The sequence below is a fragment of the Streptomyces sp. NPDC058198 genome (assembly GCF_042882605.1).
In the GTDB taxonomy this organism is placed as follows: Bacteria; Actinomycetota; Actinomycetes; order Streptomycetales; family Streptomycetaceae; genus Streptomyces.
The window spans coordinates 329,703-346,535 of record NZ_JBHVVP010000001.1 but is presented as its reverse complement, the minus strand read 5'-3'; the positions used below and the strand labels follow the sequence as shown (position 1 = coordinate 346,535).

General features: G+C 71.3%; 17 protein-coding genes. 16 read left to right on the top strand and 1 reads right to left on the bottom strand.

Annotated features, from left to right (window positions below):
* Positions 1 to 10: 10 nt before the first annotated feature.
* Together ACFVWW_RS01510 and ACFVWW_RS01505 are read left to right on the top strand one after the other, a co-directional pair.
* Complete coding sequence (locus tag ACFVWW_RS01510; RefSeq protein ID WP_384188447.1) at positions 11 to 997, top strand: 3-oxoacyl-ACP synthase III family protein; 987 nt, start codon at positions 11 to 13, stop codon at positions 995 to 997.
* Entirely contained in the window at positions 994 to 1,746 is a 753-nt protein-coding gene (locus tag ACFVWW_RS01505) for an SDR family NAD(P)-dependent oxidoreductase (RefSeq protein ID WP_384188448.1), read from the top strand. The genes ACFVWW_RS01510 and ACFVWW_RS01505 overlap by 4 nt, the downstream gene beginning before the upstream one ends.
* A gap of 178 nt (positions 1,747 to 1,924) precedes the next feature.
* On the opposite strand, the gene ACFVWW_RS01500 is transcribed toward ACFVWW_RS01505, so the two are convergent.
* Entirely contained in the window at positions 1,925 to 2,794 is an 870-nt protein-coding gene (locus ACFVWW_RS01500; protein ID WP_384188450.1) for a BTAD domain-containing putative transcriptional regulator, read from the bottom strand.
* Positions 2,795 to 3,246: 452 nt separating this feature from the next.
* Between ACFVWW_RS01500 and ACFVWW_RS01495 the strand changes: the two genes are divergently transcribed.
* The 14 genes from ACFVWW_RS01495 (at position 3,247) to ACFVWW_RS01430 (ending at position 16,577) form a co-directional block, all read left to right on the top strand.
* Positions 3,247 to 4,464 carry an aminotransferase class I/II-fold pyridoxal phosphate-dependent enzyme gene (locus ACFVWW_RS01495; protein WP_386875220.1) on the top strand — a complete coding sequence of 406 codons (1,218 nt, stop codon included), beginning with the start codon at positions 3,247 to 3,249 and terminating at the stop codon, positions 4,462 to 4,464.
* A 70-nt stretch (positions 4,465 to 4,534) separates the two neighbouring features.
* Positions 4,535 to 5,785: a beta-ketoacyl-[acyl-carrier-protein] synthase family protein gene (locus ACFVWW_RS01490; protein WP_384188453.1), complete on the top strand. Its 1,251-nt coding sequence runs from the start codon at positions 4,535 to 4,537 to the stop codon at positions 5,783 to 5,785.
* Positions 5,782 to 6,672 (top strand): MaoC/PaaZ C-terminal domain-containing protein, encoded by an 891-nt coding sequence (locus ACFVWW_RS01485; RefSeq protein ID WP_386875218.1) that lies wholly within the window; start codon positions 5,782 to 5,784, stop codon positions 6,670 to 6,672. The genes ACFVWW_RS01490 and ACFVWW_RS01485 overlap by 4 nt, the downstream gene beginning before the upstream one ends.
* The gene (locus tag ACFVWW_RS01480; protein WP_386875216.1) at positions 6,662 to 8,167 is read left to right on the top strand and encodes an AMP-binding protein; all 1,506 of its coding nucleotides are present in this window, start codon (positions 6,662 to 6,664) and stop codon (positions 8,165 to 8,167) included. The genes ACFVWW_RS01485 and ACFVWW_RS01480 overlap by 11 nt, the downstream gene beginning before the upstream one ends.
* The gene (locus ACFVWW_RS01475) at positions 8,164 to 8,427 is read left to right on the top strand and encodes a phosphopantetheine-binding protein (RefSeq protein WP_384188458.1); all 264 of its coding nucleotides are present in this window, start codon (positions 8,164 to 8,166) and stop codon (positions 8,425 to 8,427) included. The genes ACFVWW_RS01480 and ACFVWW_RS01475 overlap by 4 nt, the downstream gene beginning before the upstream one ends.
* Positions 8,428 to 8,429: 2 nt before the next feature.
* Entirely contained in the window at positions 8,430 to 9,479 is a 1,050-nt protein-coding gene (locus tag ACFVWW_RS01470; protein WP_386875214.1) for a hypothetical protein, read from the top strand.
* 68 nt (positions 9,480 to 9,547) lie between these two features.
* Positions 9,548 to 10,372 carry a tryptophan synthase subunit alpha gene (trpA, locus tag ACFVWW_RS01465; RefSeq protein ID WP_384327675.1) on the top strand — a complete coding sequence of 275 codons (825 nt, stop codon included), beginning with the start codon at positions 9,548 to 9,550 and terminating at the stop codon, positions 10,370 to 10,372.
* A 2-nt stretch (positions 10,373 to 10,374) separates the two neighbouring features.
* Positions 10,375 to 10,749, top strand: coding sequence for an ectoine synthase (locus tag ACFVWW_RS01460; RefSeq protein ID WP_384188464.1), 375 nt, complete (start codon positions 10,375 to 10,377; stop codon positions 10,747 to 10,749).
* Positions 10,750 to 10,795: 46 nt separating this feature from the next.
* Positions 10,796 to 11,941 (top strand): acyl-CoA dehydrogenase family protein, encoded by a 1,146-nt coding sequence (locus ACFVWW_RS01455; RefSeq protein ID WP_384188465.1) that lies wholly within the window; start codon positions 10,796 to 10,798, stop codon positions 11,939 to 11,941.
* Positions 11,938 to 12,684 (top strand): N-(5'-phosphoribosyl)anthranilate isomerase, encoded by a 747-nt coding sequence (locus ACFVWW_RS01450; RefSeq protein WP_386875209.1) that lies wholly within the window; start codon positions 11,938 to 11,940, stop codon positions 12,682 to 12,684. Before ACFVWW_RS01455 ends, ACFVWW_RS01450 begins: the two co-directional genes overlap by 4 nt.
* The gene (locus ACFVWW_RS01445) at positions 12,681 to 13,391 is read left to right on the top strand and encodes an indole-3-glycerol-phosphate synthase (protein ID WP_384188469.1); all 711 of its coding nucleotides are present in this window, start codon (positions 12,681 to 12,683) and stop codon (positions 13,389 to 13,391) included. Before ACFVWW_RS01450 ends, ACFVWW_RS01445 begins: the two co-directional genes overlap by 4 nt.
* 42 nt (positions 13,392 to 13,433) lie before the next feature.
* Positions 13,434 to 14,495 carry an alpha/beta hydrolase gene (locus tag ACFVWW_RS01440; RefSeq protein WP_386875206.1) on the top strand — a complete coding sequence of 354 codons (1,062 nt, stop codon included), beginning with the start codon at positions 13,434 to 13,436 and terminating at the stop codon, positions 14,493 to 14,495.
* Positions 14,496 to 14,642: 147 nt separating this feature from the next.
* Positions 14,643 to 15,587, top strand: a complete 945-nt coding sequence (gene metF / locus ACFVWW_RS01435; RefSeq protein ID WP_384188473.1) for a methylenetetrahydrofolate reductase [NAD(P)H] — start codon at positions 14,643 to 14,645, stop codon at positions 15,585 to 15,587.
* A gap of 384 nt (positions 15,588 to 15,971) precedes the next feature.
* Positions 15,972 to 16,577: a DUF1772 domain-containing protein gene (locus ACFVWW_RS01430; RefSeq protein WP_384327666.1), complete on the top strand. Its 606-nt coding sequence runs from the start codon at positions 15,972 to 15,974 to the stop codon at positions 16,575 to 16,577.
* Positions 16,578 to 16,833: the final 256 nt, after the last annotated feature.

Sequence of the window (16,833 nt, the reverse complement as noted above, 5' to 3'; positions counted from 1 at the left end):
GAGACCGCCTGTGAACGGCTTCGACATCACCGGGTGGGGCATGGCCGTACCCGAACGCAAGGTCACCAGCGTGGAGTTGGCGGAGCGTTTCGGCGTCGACGAGAACTGGATCGTCAGCCGATGCGGTATCCGCGAGCGCCGAGCCGTGGGACCGGGACAGACAACCGCCTCACTGGCTGTCGAGGCCGGCCGGCGCGCACTGGAGAAGGCGGGCCTGACCGGCGGCGACATCGCTCATCTGATCGTCGCCACCGCCACGCCCGAGCAGCCCTCCCCGGCGACGTCCGCGTTCGTCCATCACGACCTGGGCATCGCCGGCGGGGCGCACGACGTCAACTCCGAGTGCGCGGGCTTCATCTACGCGCTGGTGTCGGCGATGGCGCTGATCGCCATCGACCCCCGGCCGATCCTGCTGATCGGCTCCGACACCCACACCCTGACGGCCAACCCCGCCGACCGTGACCTGTCCATCCTCGTCGGCGACGGCGCCGGCGCGGTGGTGCTCCAGCCGGGGCCCGAGAACCGGGTCAAGGCATGGAACCTCGGTGCGGACGGCTCCTGCGCCGGCAGTCTGAAGGTGCTGGCGGGCGGCAGCAGGATGCCGACCACCGAGGAGACGGTCCGTCAGGGCCTGCACTACGCGCAGATCAACGGCAACGAGATCTATCTCAACGCCGTGCGCTACACCGTCCGTACGGTCCGGGAGACGCTCGAGAGCGCCAAGGTCGACGCGGCCGACATCGACCATGTCATCCCGCACCAGGCCAATATCCGGATCATCAACTCGATCCTCAGCCACACCGGTCTGCGGAAGGAGGCACTGATCACCAATCTGGAGCGGTACGGCAACACCGCTTCCGCGTCCGTCCCGATCGCTCTCACCGAGGCGCTCGACGAGGGCCGGATCAAGAACGGCGACAAGGTGCTGCTCGCGGGCTTCGGGGCGGGCATGACCTGGGGTTCGATGCTCATGGAGTGGGGCGGGGTGAGGAAATGAGCAACAAGCCGCAGGGCAGCCGTCCCGAGAAGCCGGTCGCCCTGGTCACGGGAGCGTCCGGCGGACTCGGACAGGCCCTGGCCCTGGAACTGGACGCGCTCGGCTGCCGGGTCGCGGTCCACTACAACAGCTCCGAGGCTCAGGCTCGGGCTGTTCAGGAGAAGCTCAGCAACGACTCGGTCGTCGTGACCGGTGACGTCGGCTCCTGGGACGCCGTCACCGCGATGTACGCCCGGATCAGCGAGGAGCTCGGTCCCGTCGACGTACTCGTCAACAACGGCGCCATCCGCAAGGACGCGCTGATGGCGATGCAGTCGCCGGCGGACTGGCAGCAGGTGATCCAGACCAATCTGGTCGGTTCGTTCCACACCGCCCGGGTGTCCGTGCCGTACATGCTCAGGCAGCGGTGGGGACGGATCATCAATGTGGTGTCGCCCTCCGGCCTGATCGCGACAGCGGGCCAGACGGCGTACTCCGCCTCCAAGGCGGGTCTCATCGGCTTCACCCGCACCCTGGCCGCCGAGTGCGGCCGGCGCGGGGTGACCGTGAACGCCCTTTCACCGGGCTTCATGATCACCGGTATGACGAAGGACCTGCCCGGCCGTGTCATCGAGGGGATGGAGGACAAGGCCCCCATTCCCCGCTTCGTGACGGTCGAGGAGGTGGCCCGCAGCGCCGGTCTCTTCCTGGACCAGGACTGTATGACGGGCCAGGTCATCAGTATCGACAGCGGCGTCTCGATCACCTGAGAGACCGCTCCGGTACCCGCAGGACCCGTTCGGCCGGTGCGCGTCCCTCAGCGCTCCGGTCGTCCGGCATGCCCCGGCAGCACGGCAGGCACTCGGTGCCCCGACCGGCCGGCAGGCGAAAAAAAGTGGCGGCCCGGCTCAACTGCCGGGCCGCCCACGTATGTTCCCCCGCCGTCGGTCAGGCCACACGCCGGTCCGGCGCGGCTCGCGCCGGACTCACCGGGTGGGTGAGACAGCCGTCCGCCGTCAGTGAGCACGGCCGCGGCGCGGCGGGCCGGGGATAAGGGGCTTCGAACATGCCCATCAGCACCGGGTCCAGCCGTGTGACCGCCCTGGGTTCGGGACGCCGTTGCGGATCGGGAGTGCGCAGCAGCTCCAGATAGGCCGCCTCGCTCTCCGGCGCCGGGTCGATGCCCAGCTCCTCGGCGAGCACCTCCCTCAGCTGCTGGTATGTGCGCAGCGCCTCGGCCCGGTTGCCGGCCGTACGGTGCGCGGCCATCCGGCACCGGTAGGCGCTCTCCCTGAACGGCGCACGCCGTACGGCCTCTTCGGCGTACCGCAGCGCGTGGTGCTCGTCGCCCAGAGCGGCCGAGGACAGACTCGCGGTCTCCAGGGCGCACAGTCGCAGCTCATCGAGCCGCTCCCGCATGCTGTTGACCCACTCGCCCTCGTGCGCGGGCAGAAATGACCCGCGTAGATTTGACACGGCGGCGGCCGCGAGCTGCTGCGCCACGGCGTAGGAACCGGTCGCGAACTCCTCGGCGGCCTCGGTCGCCGCCGCCTCCGCGCACTCGATGTCGACGGCCGCGTCGTCGGGAAGGCGCAGCAGGTAGCGGCCGCCCTGGGCGACGAGCGGGGTGACGCCGGGCTGCTGCTGGGGGAAGGTGACGAAGGTACGGACCCGGCTGACGACACTGCGCAGGGCCGAGGCCCAGGTGTCGGGCAGGCCGTCGGGCCATACGGTGTCCGCCAGTTGGTCGCGGCTCGTACCGCCGGACCGTTCAAGGATGAGCCGGGCGAACGCGACTTGCGCCTGTGCGCTGGACAAATGCTGTGGCGGAACCCCTTCGGGTTCGATCGTGACGAGACCAGCAAGTCTGATGAGCAAGCTGTACTCCCCGGTGCGGTCGGCTGTCTGCCGGTTGCACCGGCGGCGGCTGCCGCCGGCGAGGTGTCGGAATCACGCCAGGGGGTCCGTCACATCGAGTCCTTGTGAAGGAGATCGGGACACGGTGTGCATGCCCCCTGCACAAGAATTGGACGATACCGGTCGGCCTTCTTGGTATGTCAACAGTGGCTGAGGAACATTCCCCGGGAATTGGGCGGAGGTAAGGATTCCGCTTCCCGGGCCGTGTCGCGTTCTTGTTGCGTTGACTGATTTCCGCATTTCAAGGTCGTGTTGCGCGCGGCTTGCGCGGCTGTCGTTGAATTGCGTCGCACTTTGAGTCCAGGGTTGAGCGGACTCCGGTAATTGTCCGAAACGTGGATGAGGAGACGCACGTGAACACATCCGGAGGATGGGAACGTCTGGCGCCGAAACTGGACGCGACACGTCGTCGTGTGCAGTCCCTCGAGTGGGAGCCCGCCCGACGTAACAGCTTCGTCACCTACACGGTCGAGCGCGACTCCGCGTACGCCGACCTCGACGGCGAACGCCTCCTGATGATGTCGGGCTACAGCTATCTGGGCCTGGCCGGCGACGAGCGGGTGGTCGCGGCCGCCAAGGCCGCGGTCGACCTGTACGGCACCGGCAACCACGGGGTGCGGGCGCTGGCGGGTTCGATCCCGCTGCACGAGGAACTGGAGGCTGAGGTCGCCCGGTTCGCCGGCCGGCCCGAGGCGCTGGTCTTCGGCTCCGGCTACGCCGCCAACGTCGGCACGGTCGGCGCCCTGGTCGGCGCCGGCGACACCGTACTGATCGACAAGTACGACCACGCGAGCATCGTCGACGGCTGCCGGCTGAGCGGTGCGACCGTCACCCGCTTCCGTCACAACGATGTCGACCACCTCGACCGGCGGCTCGCCGCCGCGAGCCCCGACGGGATCAGGCTCGTCATCGTCGACAGCGTCTACTCCATGGACGGCGACATCGCCCCGCTGCCCGAGCTGCGCGCGGTGTGCGACGCGCACAACGCCCTCCTGATGGTCGACGAGGCCCACGCGCTGGGCGTCATCGGCGCCACCGGCAAGGGCATCGAGGAGCACTTCGACTACACCGCGAAGGTCGACGTCAAGCTGGGCACCCTCTCGAAGGCCATCCCCTCCATGGGTGGCTGGGTCGCCGGGCCCAGCGAGCTGATCGGCCATCTCAAGTACGCGGCCAGGCCGTTCCTCTTCTCCGCGGCCCTCGGCCCCGCCCAGTCGGGCGCGGCGCTGGAGTCGCTGCGCATCCTGGAGCGCGAGCCCGAGCGCGTCACCCACATCCAGCAGGAGTCCGCGCGGTTCCGCCGCATGCTGAACGACGCGGGGATGCGCACCGGCGACAGCGAGACCGCGGTCGTCCCCGTCATCGCGGGCTCCGACGACGCCGCGTACGACTACGCGACCGCCTGCCGCAGGGCCGGGGTCATCGGACTGCCGGTGGTCACCCCCGCCGTCCCCAACGATCTGGCGCGGCTGCGGATCGCCATCACCGCCCGTCACACCAAGGCCGACATCGACTTCGCCGCGGAGGCCTTCGTCAAGGCCGCCCACGAGTGCGGTCTGATCACGGCCTGACCCTCCGGGCCGGCTCCCCGCCGGCCATCTGTCCGCCCCTCCGCCGTTCGCACGGGATACGGGATCCGAGATGCCAACCTCACCGAGGCACGCACAGTCGAAAGCACCTGTCGCGATCACCGGCATGGGCGTCGTCACCCCGGCCGGCTGCACCCCTGACGACCTGTGGGCCACGCTGCGCGCCGGCCGGTCCACCGCCGCCGAGCTGACCCACCTCGATCTGGACCGCCACCGGGTACGCATCGGCTGCCGGGTCCGCGGGCTCGACGCCGTCGGGCTTGTGCCGGCCAAGGACGCCCGCCGGATGGACCCGTTCGCCCTCTTCGGGACGACCGCGGCCCTCGCCGCCCACCGGGACGCCGGCTCGCCCGCCGCCGACCCGGGCCGTACCGCGATCGTCGTCGGCAACGCCGTCGGCGGCCGGGCCACCAGCGACGAGGAGTCCCGGCACTTCACCGAGTCGGGACCGCACCGGGTCAATCCGCTGATGCCGCTGATGACGATGCCCAACGCGGCGGCGGCCCAGATCGCGATGCGGCTCGGCTGGCAGGGCCCCGCCCTGACCATCGCCACCACCTGCGCCAGCGGAGCCGACGCCATCGGCCACGCGCTGATGCTGCTCCAGACCTACCGGGCGGACATCGTGCTGGCCGGCGGCTGCGAGTCCACCATCACGCCCGTCACCCTCGCCGGGTTCGGCAACCTCAACGCCGTATCGATGCGCAACGACGACCCGGAGCACGCCTCCAGGCCGTTCGACATCGACCGCGACGGCTTCGTGATGGGGGAGGGTGCCGGCTTCGTCGTACTGGAACGCCTCGACGACGCACGGGCGCGCGGCGCGCTGACGTACGCGACCGTCGCCGGCTACGCGGCCACCTCCGACGCGTACCACCTCGCCATGCCGCTGCCGGACGGCGCCGCCGCCATCGGCGCCATGCAGGGAGCCATCGCCGACGCGGGCCTGGCCCCCTCCGACATCGTCCACATCAACGCGCACGGCACCTCGACGCCGCACAACGACCGCGCCGAAGCGACCGCCCTGGCCAAGGTGTTCGGCACCGACGGGCCGCCGGTGACCGCGAACAAGAGCGTCATCGGCCACCTCATCGGAGCCGCCGGGACCGTCGAACTGATCGCCACCGTGCAGGCCATGCGCCACCGCGAGGTCCCGCCCACCGCCAACCACGAACAGCTGGAGCCAGGCATGGAAATCGACGTGGTCCACGGCGCCCCGCGCGCCGTCGCATCCGGTCCCGCGCTGTCCAACTCCTTCGGTTTCGGCGGTCACAACTCCAGCCTGGTGGTGGCGCCGGTATGACGACCGCCCCCGCCCCCGCGGCGACGCGCACCGTCACCGCGGAAGAGATCGCCGCCTACCGCGGCGCGGTCCGCGCCGGCCTGGCCGCCGCGCCCGCCGAGCAGGCCTCGCCCGTCCACGCGTTCGTCCTCGCCCACATGGTGGCCGAGCGGACCGTGGCCGCGCTGACCGCGGACGAGCCAGGACCCGTCTCGGTCGTCCACCTCGGCCAGGACATCCGCTGCCGGCGGCTCGTGCTGCCCGGCGAAGAGGTCACGGTACGGCTCGATGTGCTCGGCGCCCGCCGCGAGGCACGGGGGGTCCGGGTCGCCCTGCGCTCCCGGCTCACCGGCGACGGCGCGGGTGCCGGCCCGGAGGCCGGCGGCGAGGAGCCCTTCGCCGAACTGGTCACCAGCGCCCTGCTGGTCGGCGCCACCGTCCTCGAACCCTTCGGGGAGATCTCGGCGGGCGCCGCGGCTCCGGCGCCCTCCGGCGCGGGCGAGCCCGCCACCGTCGTCCATGAACCGACCGCGGAATGGATCCGCCGCTACGCCCAGGCCTCCGGCGACGAGAACCCGATCCACCTCGACCCCGAGGCGGCCCGCGCGGCCGGATTCGGCTCGGTCATCGCCCACGGCATGAGCGTGCTGGCCCTGGTCGTCGAGGAGGTCGTCGACCGGTACGCCGACGGCGACGCCTCCCGCGTCCGGGGCATCGGCGGCCGCTTCTCGGCGCCGGTGGCGCCGGGCGAGCCGCTCCGGTTCGACCTCCAGCCGGACGCGGCCGGCCGGGTTGTGCGCTTCACCTGCAGGACCCCGGCAGGACCCGCCGTCAAGAGCGGCTGGATCGAGCTGGCGGGAGCCGGGGACAGCGAAGGACACAGCGACGGAGGCGGCGATGACGACTGACGGCCTCGGCCTGGTGGGCGGATTCCTCTCCCAGGTCCGCGAGCGGCCCGACACGGTAGCGCTCCTCTGGAACGGCGAGGAGACCACGTACCGCGAGCTGTACGAGCACGCCGGACGCCAGCGCGAGCGGCTGGCCCAGCTCGGTCTCACCGCGGGCGAGCCCATCGGTGTGCTGGCCACCAAGTCCCCGGCGGCCATCGCCCTGGTGCTGGCGTGCCTGCTGGCGCGGCGCCCCTTCCTGCTGCCGTCGCCGGCGCTCGCCGACTCGCTGCTCGCGGACCTCTTCGCCCAGGCGGGCTGCCGCCGGGTGATCACCCCCGAGAGCGACGACGCCGGGGTCGTACCGAACCCCGAGGTCACCCCGCAGCCGCTGTCTCCGCGCGAGGCCGCCGAGGTCTCGTTCATGCTCACCACCTCCGGCTCCACCAGCCTGCCGAAGATCGTGCCGCTGGGCCGGGACGCCGTGAACCGGTTCGTCGCCTGGGCCGGCCCCGCCTTCTCGATCGGGCCCGGCAGGACCGTACTCAACTACGCGCCGCTCAACTTCGACCTGTGCCTGCTGGATGTCTGGACGACGCTGGCGCGCGGCGGCCGTGTCGTCCTGGTCGACCCCACCCTGGCGGCCCGCGGCGGACATCTGCTCGACCTCCTCGTCCGCCATGACGTGGACGTGGTGCAGGCGGTGCCGATGTTCTACGGGCTGCTGCTCGACGCCGCCCGGCGGCGCGGCGAGACCCTGACCGGCGTCGGGCACGTGATGTTCAGCGGCGATGTCATCCCCGACCGCACCTTCGCCGCACTGCCCGAGCTGTTCCCCAAGGCACGGATCCACAACATCTACGGCTGCACCGAGACCAACGACAGCTTCGTCCACGAGGTCGACACCAGCACCACCGCGTTCCCGCCGGTACCGATCGGCGTCCCGCTGCCGGGAGTCGAGGCGCTGATCCTCGACGTGGACGGCGCGGCCGTCGAAGGCCCCGGCTCCGGCGAGCTGTATGTGTCCACGCCCTTCCAGGCGGCCGGCTACCTCGACCGGAGCCGGCACGCGGACAAGTTCACCAGCCATCCGCTGGGACTCGACGACCGGAGCTGGTTCCGCACCGGCGACCTGGTACGGCGCGACGCGGACGGCCGGCTCCATCTCACCGGGCGCGGCGACCACCAGGTCAAGGTCCGTGGGGTCGCCGTGAACACGGCAGAGATCGAACGGGTCCTGCTGGACCATCCCGCGGTGCTCGAAGCGGGCGTGGCCGCCGTACCCGACCCGATCGAGGGCCGCCGGCTCGTCGCCGCCGTACAGAGCGCTCCCGGCAGCGGACTGAGCAGCCTGACCCTGCGCCAGCACTGCGCGCGCAGCCTGCCCAGGGCCGCCGTCCCCTCGACGCTGCGGATCGTCGACGAGCCGCTGCCGAAGACCGCCACAGGAAAGGTCGACCGCAAGGCGCTCGACCGTCTCCACGAGTTGTCAACAGCCAAAGGAAGGACGTCATGAGCCACGTCGGCACCATCAAGCAGTTCGTCATCGAGGAGTTCCTGCCGGACGTCAGCGCGCAGGAGCTGGCGGACGACCACGATCTGCTCTCGGACGGGGTCATCGACAGCCTCGGCGTGCTCAAGCTGATCGCCTGGGTCGAGCACCGCTTCGAGGTGGCTATCGGCGACGAGGACCTCGACCCGAACAATTTCCGCAGCGTCGCGGCGATCGACGCGTTCATCGCCGGTGCGCGCCGTCCCGAGGTGGCAGGTAGCTAGCGGTGCATGACGCACTCATCGGCCTGCTGGAGCAGCGCGCACCGGTAGGACGCGAGACCTGGCGGTCACTGTGGGACCAGCTCGGCGACGGCAGCCTCGACAGAGCGCAGGCCCTCGCCCTGCTCGCCTCCCTGGCCACCAGGTTTCCCGACCACGAGACGCTGCGCCATCTGCTGGACTCGCTCGCCGAGCGGCGGCCCGCCGAACCGGCGGGCCGCTGGGCCGGCACGGTCAACGTCGTGGGCACCGGCGGCGGACCGAAGACCTTCAACATCTCCACCGCGTCGGCGTTCGTCGCGGCCGCGGCCGGCGTACGGGTCGTCAAGACGGGCTCGCGCGCCTACACCAGCAGCCTCGGCTCCGTCGATCTGCTGGAGCGGCTCGGTGTCCGGCTGACCTCGTCGTACGAGCAGACCGCCGAGACTCTGGACCGGCACGGGATCGCCTTCGCGGGACCGTTCGTCTACCCGGCCCAGCTGACCCGGCTGGCCAGGACCATCGTGCCGACGAGCATGAAGCCGTTCGGGCGCTTCCTCAACGCCCTCGGACCCTTCCTCGCCGATCTGCCCGTCACGGCGCAGGTCACCGGGGTCTCGGCTGTCGCGCCGCTGGCCGAGCTGCGCTCGCTCGCCGCGACCGTCACCGGGCGCACCCTGTGGCTGACCACGAACGACCGCGGAGCCGACGAACTGCTCGGCTTCGCCGACAACACCATCCACACCAACGACGGCCGCGAACTGCGCTTCCCGGCCGGCGAGCTGGTGGCGGCGGACGGCGGCTTCGACGACCTCCAGCCGGCCACCGACCCCGCGTCGGCGCCCGCGCACTTCCTGTCCGTCCTCTCCGGCACCGCCGGCGAGGTGGCCACCCGCACGGTCTGTCTCAACGCCGCGGCGCTGGCCGTCGCGAGCGGTCACATCACCGACTGGCCCAAGGCCGTCGCCACCGCCCAGGAGGCGGTACGCGGCGGAGCGGCCCGCGACCTCGCCGAGCGCGTACGCGCCGAAGGCCCGCGGCTGCTGACCCGTACGAGAGGGGTGTCCGGTGGATGAGCTCCGGGCCCCGGCCGGCACACCGGTAGCGGGACCACGCATGCAGGACCGACCCGAGGCGGTGACCCATGGCTGAATTCTTCGACCGCGTCCGGCCGGGCGAGGGACCGGGCCTGGCCCTCTTCCTCAACGCGGGGGATCCGCCGCTCGATGTCCTCGCCGACCTGGTGCTCATGCTCGACGAGGAAGGCGTCGACTGCCTCGAACTGGCCGTGCCCTTCCCGGACTCGGTCACCGACGGGCCCGTGATCCGCCGCTCGGCACGCCGGGCTCTCGACCTCGGCACCGGGCTCGACGAGGTCCTCGCCTTCATCGCCGACGTACGCCCGCGGCTGCGCCGGCTGCGGATCGCGCTGCTCGCCGACTGGAGCCACTCGCTCAAGCACCGCGACCCGGACGCCGTGCTCCGTACCATCGCGGCGTCGGGCGCGGACGGGCTGCTCGTCCACGCGCTGCCGCCGCGGCTGCGCACCGCCCACTACGCGGCGGCACGCGAGGCGAAACTCCCCATTGTCACCACCTGTTACCAGCAGAGCCCGCCGCCGACCATGGCGGAAGCAGCGGCCGAGGCCACCGCGTATCTCTATCTCGTCGCCCACTACGGACGCAGCGGCACCGCCCCGGTCGCGGGGCACGCCGCTCTGGCCGGCACGGTCGCCGCGCTCCGGGCGCACACAACGTCCCCGATAGCCATCGGCTTCGGGGTCAGGACCAGGCAGGACGTGGAAGCCGTCGGTGCCTGCGGAGCCGATGCCGTAATCATCGGCTCCGCAGGTGTCGCCCGGATCGAGCAGTCGCTCGACCAAGGGGGCGACGTCGTCGACGACTTCCGCGCGTTCGTCAGGTCCGTTTCGCCCACCCGTTCCACCACACCTGAGAGAACAGGGAGTTGAACATGTTCATCCGTGACCTGGACACCGTCAAGACGGTCGAGTGGGGCAATGGCCTGAGCCGCCGCTTCATCGTCGCCGCCGACGGCCTCGACTACAGCATCACCGACACTACCGTGCGTGCGGGCACCAAGTCCCGGCTGGAGTACCGCAATCACATCGAATCCTGCTACTGCATCGAGGGTTCGGGAGAGGTGATCGAGCTCGACGGTACCTCGCACCCCATCGTGCCCGGCCGTCTCTACTCCCTCAACGAGCACGACGCCCACTACCTGGTGGCCAGCCCGCACGAGGACCTGCGCCTGGTGTGCGTCTTCTCCCCGGCCCTGCAGGGCGACGAGGTGCACCAGCTCGACGAGCAGGTCTCCTCCGCGTACTGATCCGCCCCGAACCGCCGCTACTGATCCGTATACGGAAAGGCTCGCCGTGATCCGCTGGAACGCCGACCAGGCCGCACTGCGTGAGGGCCTGGCCCGGTGGGGCGAGGCGCTCAGCGCCGGCCACATTGAACAGGACGAACAGGCCACGTTCTCCTGGGACAAGTGGAAACTGATCCGGGAGACCGGCATCCTCGGCCTGCCCTTCGACGAACGGTGGGGAGGCCTGGGCCAGTCCCTGCTCACCACCATGTACCTGCTCGAAGGGCTGGGCGAGAACTGCCGCGACTCCGGGCTGAGCTTCTCGGTCACCACCACGATGGCCAGCACCGGCGTCCCTCTGGAGCAGTTCGGCACGGACGCGCAGAAGGACACCTATCTGGCGCGGATCTGCTCGGGCGAAGTGATCGGCGCCCATGCCATCACCGAGGCCGAGGGCGGCTCGGACGCCATGGCGATGACCACGCGGGCGGTACGGGACGGCGACCAGTTCGTCCTGACCGGCTCCAAGATCTTCGTCAGCAACGGACCGGTCGCCGATGTGTTCGTCGTCTACGCGCGTACGCGTCCGGACGGCGGCGCGCTCGGTGTGACCGCGTTCCTCGTGGACCGGGACACCCCCGGGCTCACGATCGGCAAACCGACCAAGAAAATGGGACTGCGGACCTCGCCGCTGAGCGAGCTGTTCTTCGACGAGTGCCGAGTCCCCGCGACCCAGGTGCTGGGCCGTGTCGGCGGTGGGTTCATCGTGCTCGACTACGTGATGAAGCGGGAGATCCTCTTCTCCTTCATCGTCAATGTGGGGGAGATGCAGCACCGGCTCGACCGCTGCATCGACTACGCGAAGACCCGCCGTTCCTTCGGCAAGCCGATCGGCTCCTACCAGTCCGTCGCCAACAAGATCGTCGACACGAAGATCCGACTGGAGACGGCCAGGAAATGGCTGTACGACACCGGTGAACGCCTCGCAGCCGGCGAGAACGTCACGGTGGATCTGGCCATCGCCAAACTGGTGACGAGCGAGAGCAACGTGGCGACGAGCCTGACCGCCGTACAGATCTTCGGCGGTCACGGCTACATGACCGAGTACGGGCTCGAGAAAGACGTGCGCAACGCCGTGGCCGGCACGATCTACTCGGGCACCAGCGAGATCCAGTACAACCGCATCGCCTCGATGCTGGGTCTGGGCAAATGAGTCCGGAACCCGGCTCCAGGCTCCCGGCGGGACACTCGGCCGCACCCGAGACCCGCCGGGTTCTGAAGGTATGCGGGGCCACGGCCCCCGATGACATCGCGACACTCGCCGCCGCCGGAGCCGACCTGGTCGGCCTGTGGCACGGCATACCCGGCGGCCACGCCGAGCTGCCCGAGGAGCGGCTGACCGGTCTGGTCGCGGCGGCCCACGCCACCGGCCGGCTCGAACCGGTCCTCGTCACGTTCCTGAGCGACCCCGACACCCTTACCGGCCTGGCCCGCCGCACCGGACTGCGCTGGCTGCAACTGCACGCCTACCAGCCGCCCGCCGTGGTGAAGGCGCTGCGCGCCGCCCTGCCCGACGCGGTCCTCGTCAAGGTCCTCCATCTGCGCGGCGGCAGCTGCCTCGAACGCCCTCTGATCGGCGCGTACGAACGGGCGGGCACGGACCTGTTCCTGCTCGACACCGCCACCGAGGACGGCCGTATCGGCAGCACGGGCCGCCAGCTGCCGGAACAGGACGTCCTGAGCCTGCTGCCCCGGCTCACCCGGCCGTTCCTGCTCGCGGGGGGCATCTCCCCGCACAACCGTCCCGACTACCCGCGCGTCACCGAGCACCCCGGGTTCCGCGGCATCGATGTCGACACCGCGGCCCGGGACGGACACGGGCGCTTCTCCGCGCCCGCCGTCACCGCTCTGGCCCGCACCTGGCGGACCGTCACATCCCTTGAGGAGAGCACATGACCGCCCGGTTCCTGGAAGCCCTGCTGGCCGCCGACCGCCCCCTGGTCATGGAGGTCAAACGGCGCGACGCGCACGGCTACGACCTGCTCGGCGGCCGCACCCCGGCCGCGATCGTCGAGTCGTACGAGACCGCGGGCGCGCCCTGCATCTCGGTGGTCACCGGACGCTGGTTCGGCGGCACCACCGCCCTGCTGCGCGATGTCGCCGCACTCACCGACCTGCCGCTGCTCCAGAAGGACTTCATCACCCGCCGGGACCAGCTGGGTACCGCCAAGGAACTCGGCGCCTCCGCCGTGCTGCTCACCGCCGCGCTGCTGCCCAGGTCCAGCATGCGCACCCTGATCACCGCCTGCCTGTCCACCGGCCTCACCCCCTTCGTCGAGGTGACCGAGGAGGCCGAACTCGACGGCCTGCCGCACGCCGACGAATGCGTCGTCGCCGTCAACAACAAGGACATCAAGACGAAGGAGAAGGACCGGGGGGACATCGACCGCAGCCTCGCGCTGCTGCCGGCGCTCCGAGCCTCCGGTACGCGCTGCCCGGTCAGCGCCAGCGCGATCGACGGCCCGCTCGCCGCCGCGAAGCTGCTGGACGCGGGCTTCGCGGGCCTGCTGGTCGGCACCTCGCTGCTGCGCACCGAGAGCGCGAGCGCCTGGCTCGACACCCTGGACCGTGCCCGGACCCGCCCCGAGGCCAGGACGGTCTGACCGGCCCCGGCCCACCCCCGCTCCCCAGGAGAACCGCCAGCCATGACAGCTCCCGCCCCTGCCGCCGTCCCCGCCGGAACCCTGCCCGCCGCCCCGGGCGCCACCCTGCCCGTCGAAGCGCCGCCGGTCGAAGCCGTGCCCGTAGAAGCCGTGCCCGTAGAAGTCGTGCCGGTCGAAACCGCGCCCGCCGGTGTCGCGCCCACCGTCCCCGACGGCGCCCTGCCCGCCGCCGAGGTGGCGCCCGCGGTCCGCCCCGTCACCCTCGACGCCGACGGCGTACAGGTGTCGGGTCTGCTCGCCGAGCCGGCCGGCGGCGAACCCCGTGCCGTGATCGTCGCCATCCACGGCCGCGGCATGTGCGCCGACTACTTCAACGGGCTGACCGATCCGGCCAACTCGCTGCTCACGCTCGGCGCGCGGCTCGGCCACTCCGTGCTGGCGCTGGACCGTCCCGGCTACGGCCTCTCCACTGGGCAACTGCCCGAGGGCCAGCCGCTCGGCGAGCAGGCGACCACCCTGCACGCCGCGCTCGCCGACTTCGCCCGCACCCACGAGACCGGGGCGGGCTTCTTCGTCGTCGCCCACTCCGACGGCGGCAAGGTCGCGCTGCACATGGCGGCGGAGGAGGCGGGCAAGGAGCTGATCGGCCTCGACATCAACGGCTGCGGCTGGCTGTACGCCCCCGAGGCCCGGCACTTCCCCGACACCCTCGGCGGCGGCGCGTCCAAGCTCAACTGGGGTCCGCTGCGGCTGTACGCACCCGGTACGTTCCGGGCGAGCCGCACCCTCCTGATGCCGGTGCCGAGGCGTGAGGCCGCCCAGACGGCGATCTGGCCCGCCCAGTACCCGCGCCTGGCCGGCCGGATCACGAACCCGGTCAGGCTCACCTTCGCCGAGCACGAACTCTGGTGGGAACTGGACGACGACGCGCTGGCCGCGATGCGGGACCGGCTGACCGCCGCCCCCCTGGTCGCGGTGGAACGGCTGGCCGCCGCCGGCCACAACATCAGCATCGGCCGCGCCGCCCGCACCTACCATCTGCGGGCGCTGGCCTTCCTGGAGGAATGCCTGCTGCGCGAGCGGGACAGCCCCGCGCGCACCTGAATTCCGGCTTCAGGACCGCCGGTTACCGGGCTCCGCCATGCCGGTGATCAGTCCGTGGTCATGCCCGCGGAACCGCCGTACATCGCGGCTACTGTGTGCGGACCGTGCCCAGCCACGCACCGAGCGACTCCAGGAAGGACCCCTGCCATGGCGGCAGAGACCGCAGACCGTCCGCAGTACCCCGGGCCCGGGCGGCGCGTCCTGCCGGGCGACGGCCGGCGCTCGTACTCCTTCGAGTTCTTCCCGCCGAAGACCGAGGCGGGTGAGCGCACGCTGTGGAACGCGATCCGCCGTATCGAGGCGCTCGCGCCCTCCTTCGTCTCCGTGACCTACGGCGCCGGCGGCTCGTCCAGGGACCGCACGATCGAGGTCACCAAGCGCATCGCCGCCGAGACCACCCTGCGCCCTGTCGCCCATCTCACCGCGGTCGGGCACTCGGTCGCCGAACTGCGGCACATCATCGGCCAGTACGCGGACGCCGGCATCCGGGACGTCCTCGCGCTGCGCGGCGACCCGCCCGGTGACCCCCGGGGCGAGTGGGTCCGCCATCCGGAGGGCTTCGCCCAGGCGAGTGAACTGGTCTCCCTCATCAGGGAACTGGGAGACTTCACCGTCGGCGTGGCCGCCTTCCCCGAGCGCCACCCCCGCTCGGCCGACTGGGACAGCGACATCCGCCACTTCGTCGCCAAGTGCCGGGCGGGCGCCGACTACGCCATCACCCAGATGTTCTTCGACGTGGACGACTACCTGCGGCTGCGCGACCGGCTCGGCGCCGCCGGATGTACGACCCCGATCATCCCGGAGATCATGCCGGCCACCGACGTACGGCAGATCCGCCGCTTCGCCGAACTGAGCGACGCCCGCTTCCCCGACGCGCTGGCCCGGCGGCTCGAAGCGGCCCGCGACCGTCCCGCGGACGGCCATCGCATCGGTGTCGAGTACGCCACGGCCATGGCCGAGCGGCTGCTCGCCGAGGGCGCACCGGGGCTGCACTACATCACCCTCAACCGCTCCACGGCGACCCTGGAGATCCATCAGAACCTGGGCGTGGGCGGACGGCCCGACCGGACGCTCGCCGCCACCCCGTACTGAACCGCCGCGGCCGGGCCACGGCCCGTTCCGTACCCGCTGGAGACCCGGTCGAGGATGCGTCCAGACGGCCTGGCAGGCCGTCGTGGCGGCTGCCTATGATCTCCGGGCTTGCCCTCCCGTGGACAGGCTCCGACGGGGGGAGTGGGAACACCGACAGCGGCTTGGACGCAGAGACATGGACCTGAGATCCATGGCTATGTACCGTCTCACCGCGCTGGACTTGACTGGTTCCATGACGTTGAGCAGGAGATGTGCCCAGGGGTCCGGACAGGCCGTGCGGACCGTCTGAGAACAGCGGGCGTCGACGGATCCCGGCAACGACACCGTGGCGGCCGCCGGATCACCTCGCATCGGACGGCTTCGACCACCAGACAAGGAACTCCCATGAGCTTCAACCCGACCGGAACCCCCAACCCCTACGCGGCCTACCCGCCGGCCCCCGCCGCCGCACCGCCCGTGCGCCAGAGCAAGGCCGCCGGACCGCTGCTGATGATCGCCACCATCACCATGGGGCTCATGGCCGGCCTCTTCTTCGCGTTCGACGTCTCGGTCATGCCGGGGCTGGCGAAGACGGACGACCGCACCTATGTGGCCGCGATGCAGAACTTCAACGCACTGATCGACGGCAGCGGTCTCTTCGGCATGGTCTTCGTCGGAGCGCTGCTGGCCACGGGGGTCGCGGTCGTCCTGGAACACCGTCAGGGCCGGCGCGGCGCCGCGCGCTGGGTCGGCGCGGCCGCCGTGCTCTATGTGGTGGCCCTGATCATCACGGTCAGCGTCAACATCCCGCTCAACAACGAGCTGGCCCAGGCCGGCGACCCGTCGAAGATCACGGACTTCTCCATCGTCGACAAGTTCAAGGACACCTGGGTGGCGACCAACATCCTGCGGACCCTGGTCTGCACGGCGGCGCTGGGCTTCCTCGCCCGCGCCCTGGTGCTGCACGGCCGCGGCACCACCGCCCCCGCGATGCGCCCGCACGGCGTCTGATTTCCGGCGGCCGCACCCGCCTCACGAACCGCGCCCGTCCTCCCGAGAGGTTCCCCCGGGGAGAGGCGGGCGCTTCGTCGTTCCCGCTCGGCCGAATGGCACAGGGACGGTGACGTGGGCCCGTGCTCCTCGTTGGCGTGGCGAATCAGGCCGTGGGGGCCCCCCGCCCCGGGCCCCCCCCCCCCCCCGCGGCCCCCCGGGGGGGGGGGGCCCCCATGCCCCCCCCCCCCCCCCCAACAAAACCCCCCCCCCCCGG

Coding starts and splice junctions, on each gene's coding strand:
- ACFVWW_RS01445 (WP_384188469.1), top strand. CDS start 12,681: ATGACCGCCCGGTTCCTGGAAGCCCTGCTGGCCGCCGACCGCCCCCTG.
- ACFVWW_RS01475 (WP_384188458.1), top strand. CDS start 8,164: ATGAGCCACGTCGGCACCATCAAGCAGTTCGTCATCGAGGAGTTCCTG.
- ACFVWW_RS01505 (WP_384188448.1), top strand. CDS start 994: ATGAGCAACAAGCCGCAGGGCAGCCGTCCCGAGAAGCCGGTCGCCCTG.
- ACFVWW_RS01440 (WP_386875206.1), top strand. CDS start 13,434: ATGACAGCTCCCGCCCCTGCCGCCGTCCCCGCCGGAACCCTGCCCGCC.
- ACFVWW_RS01490 (WP_384188453.1), top strand. CDS start 4,535: ATGCCAACCTCACCGAGGCACGCACAGTCGAAAGCACCTGTCGCGATC.
- ACFVWW_RS01430 (WP_384327666.1), top strand. CDS start 15,972: ATGAGCTTCAACCCGACCGGAACCCCCAACCCCTACGCGGCCTACCCG.
- trpA (WP_384327675.1), top strand. CDS start 9,548: ATGGCTGAATTCTTCGACCGCGTCCGGCCGGGCGAGGGACCGGGCCTG.
- metF (WP_384188473.1), top strand. CDS start 14,643: ATGGCGGCAGAGACCGCAGACCGTCCGCAGTACCCCGGGCCCGGGCGG.
- ACFVWW_RS01480 (WP_386875216.1), top strand. CDS start 6,662: ATGACGACTGACGGCCTCGGCCTGGTGGGCGGATTCCTCTCCCAGGTC.
- ACFVWW_RS01485 (WP_386875218.1), top strand. CDS start 5,782: ATGACGACCGCCCCCGCCCCCGCGGCGACGCGCACCGTCACCGCGGAA.
- ACFVWW_RS01460 (WP_384188464.1), top strand. CDS start 10,375: ATGTTCATCCGTGACCTGGACACCGTCAAGACGGTCGAGTGGGGCAAT.
- ACFVWW_RS01450 (WP_386875209.1), top strand. CDS start 11,938: ATGAGTCCGGAACCCGGCTCCAGGCTCCCGGCGGGACACTCGGCCGCA.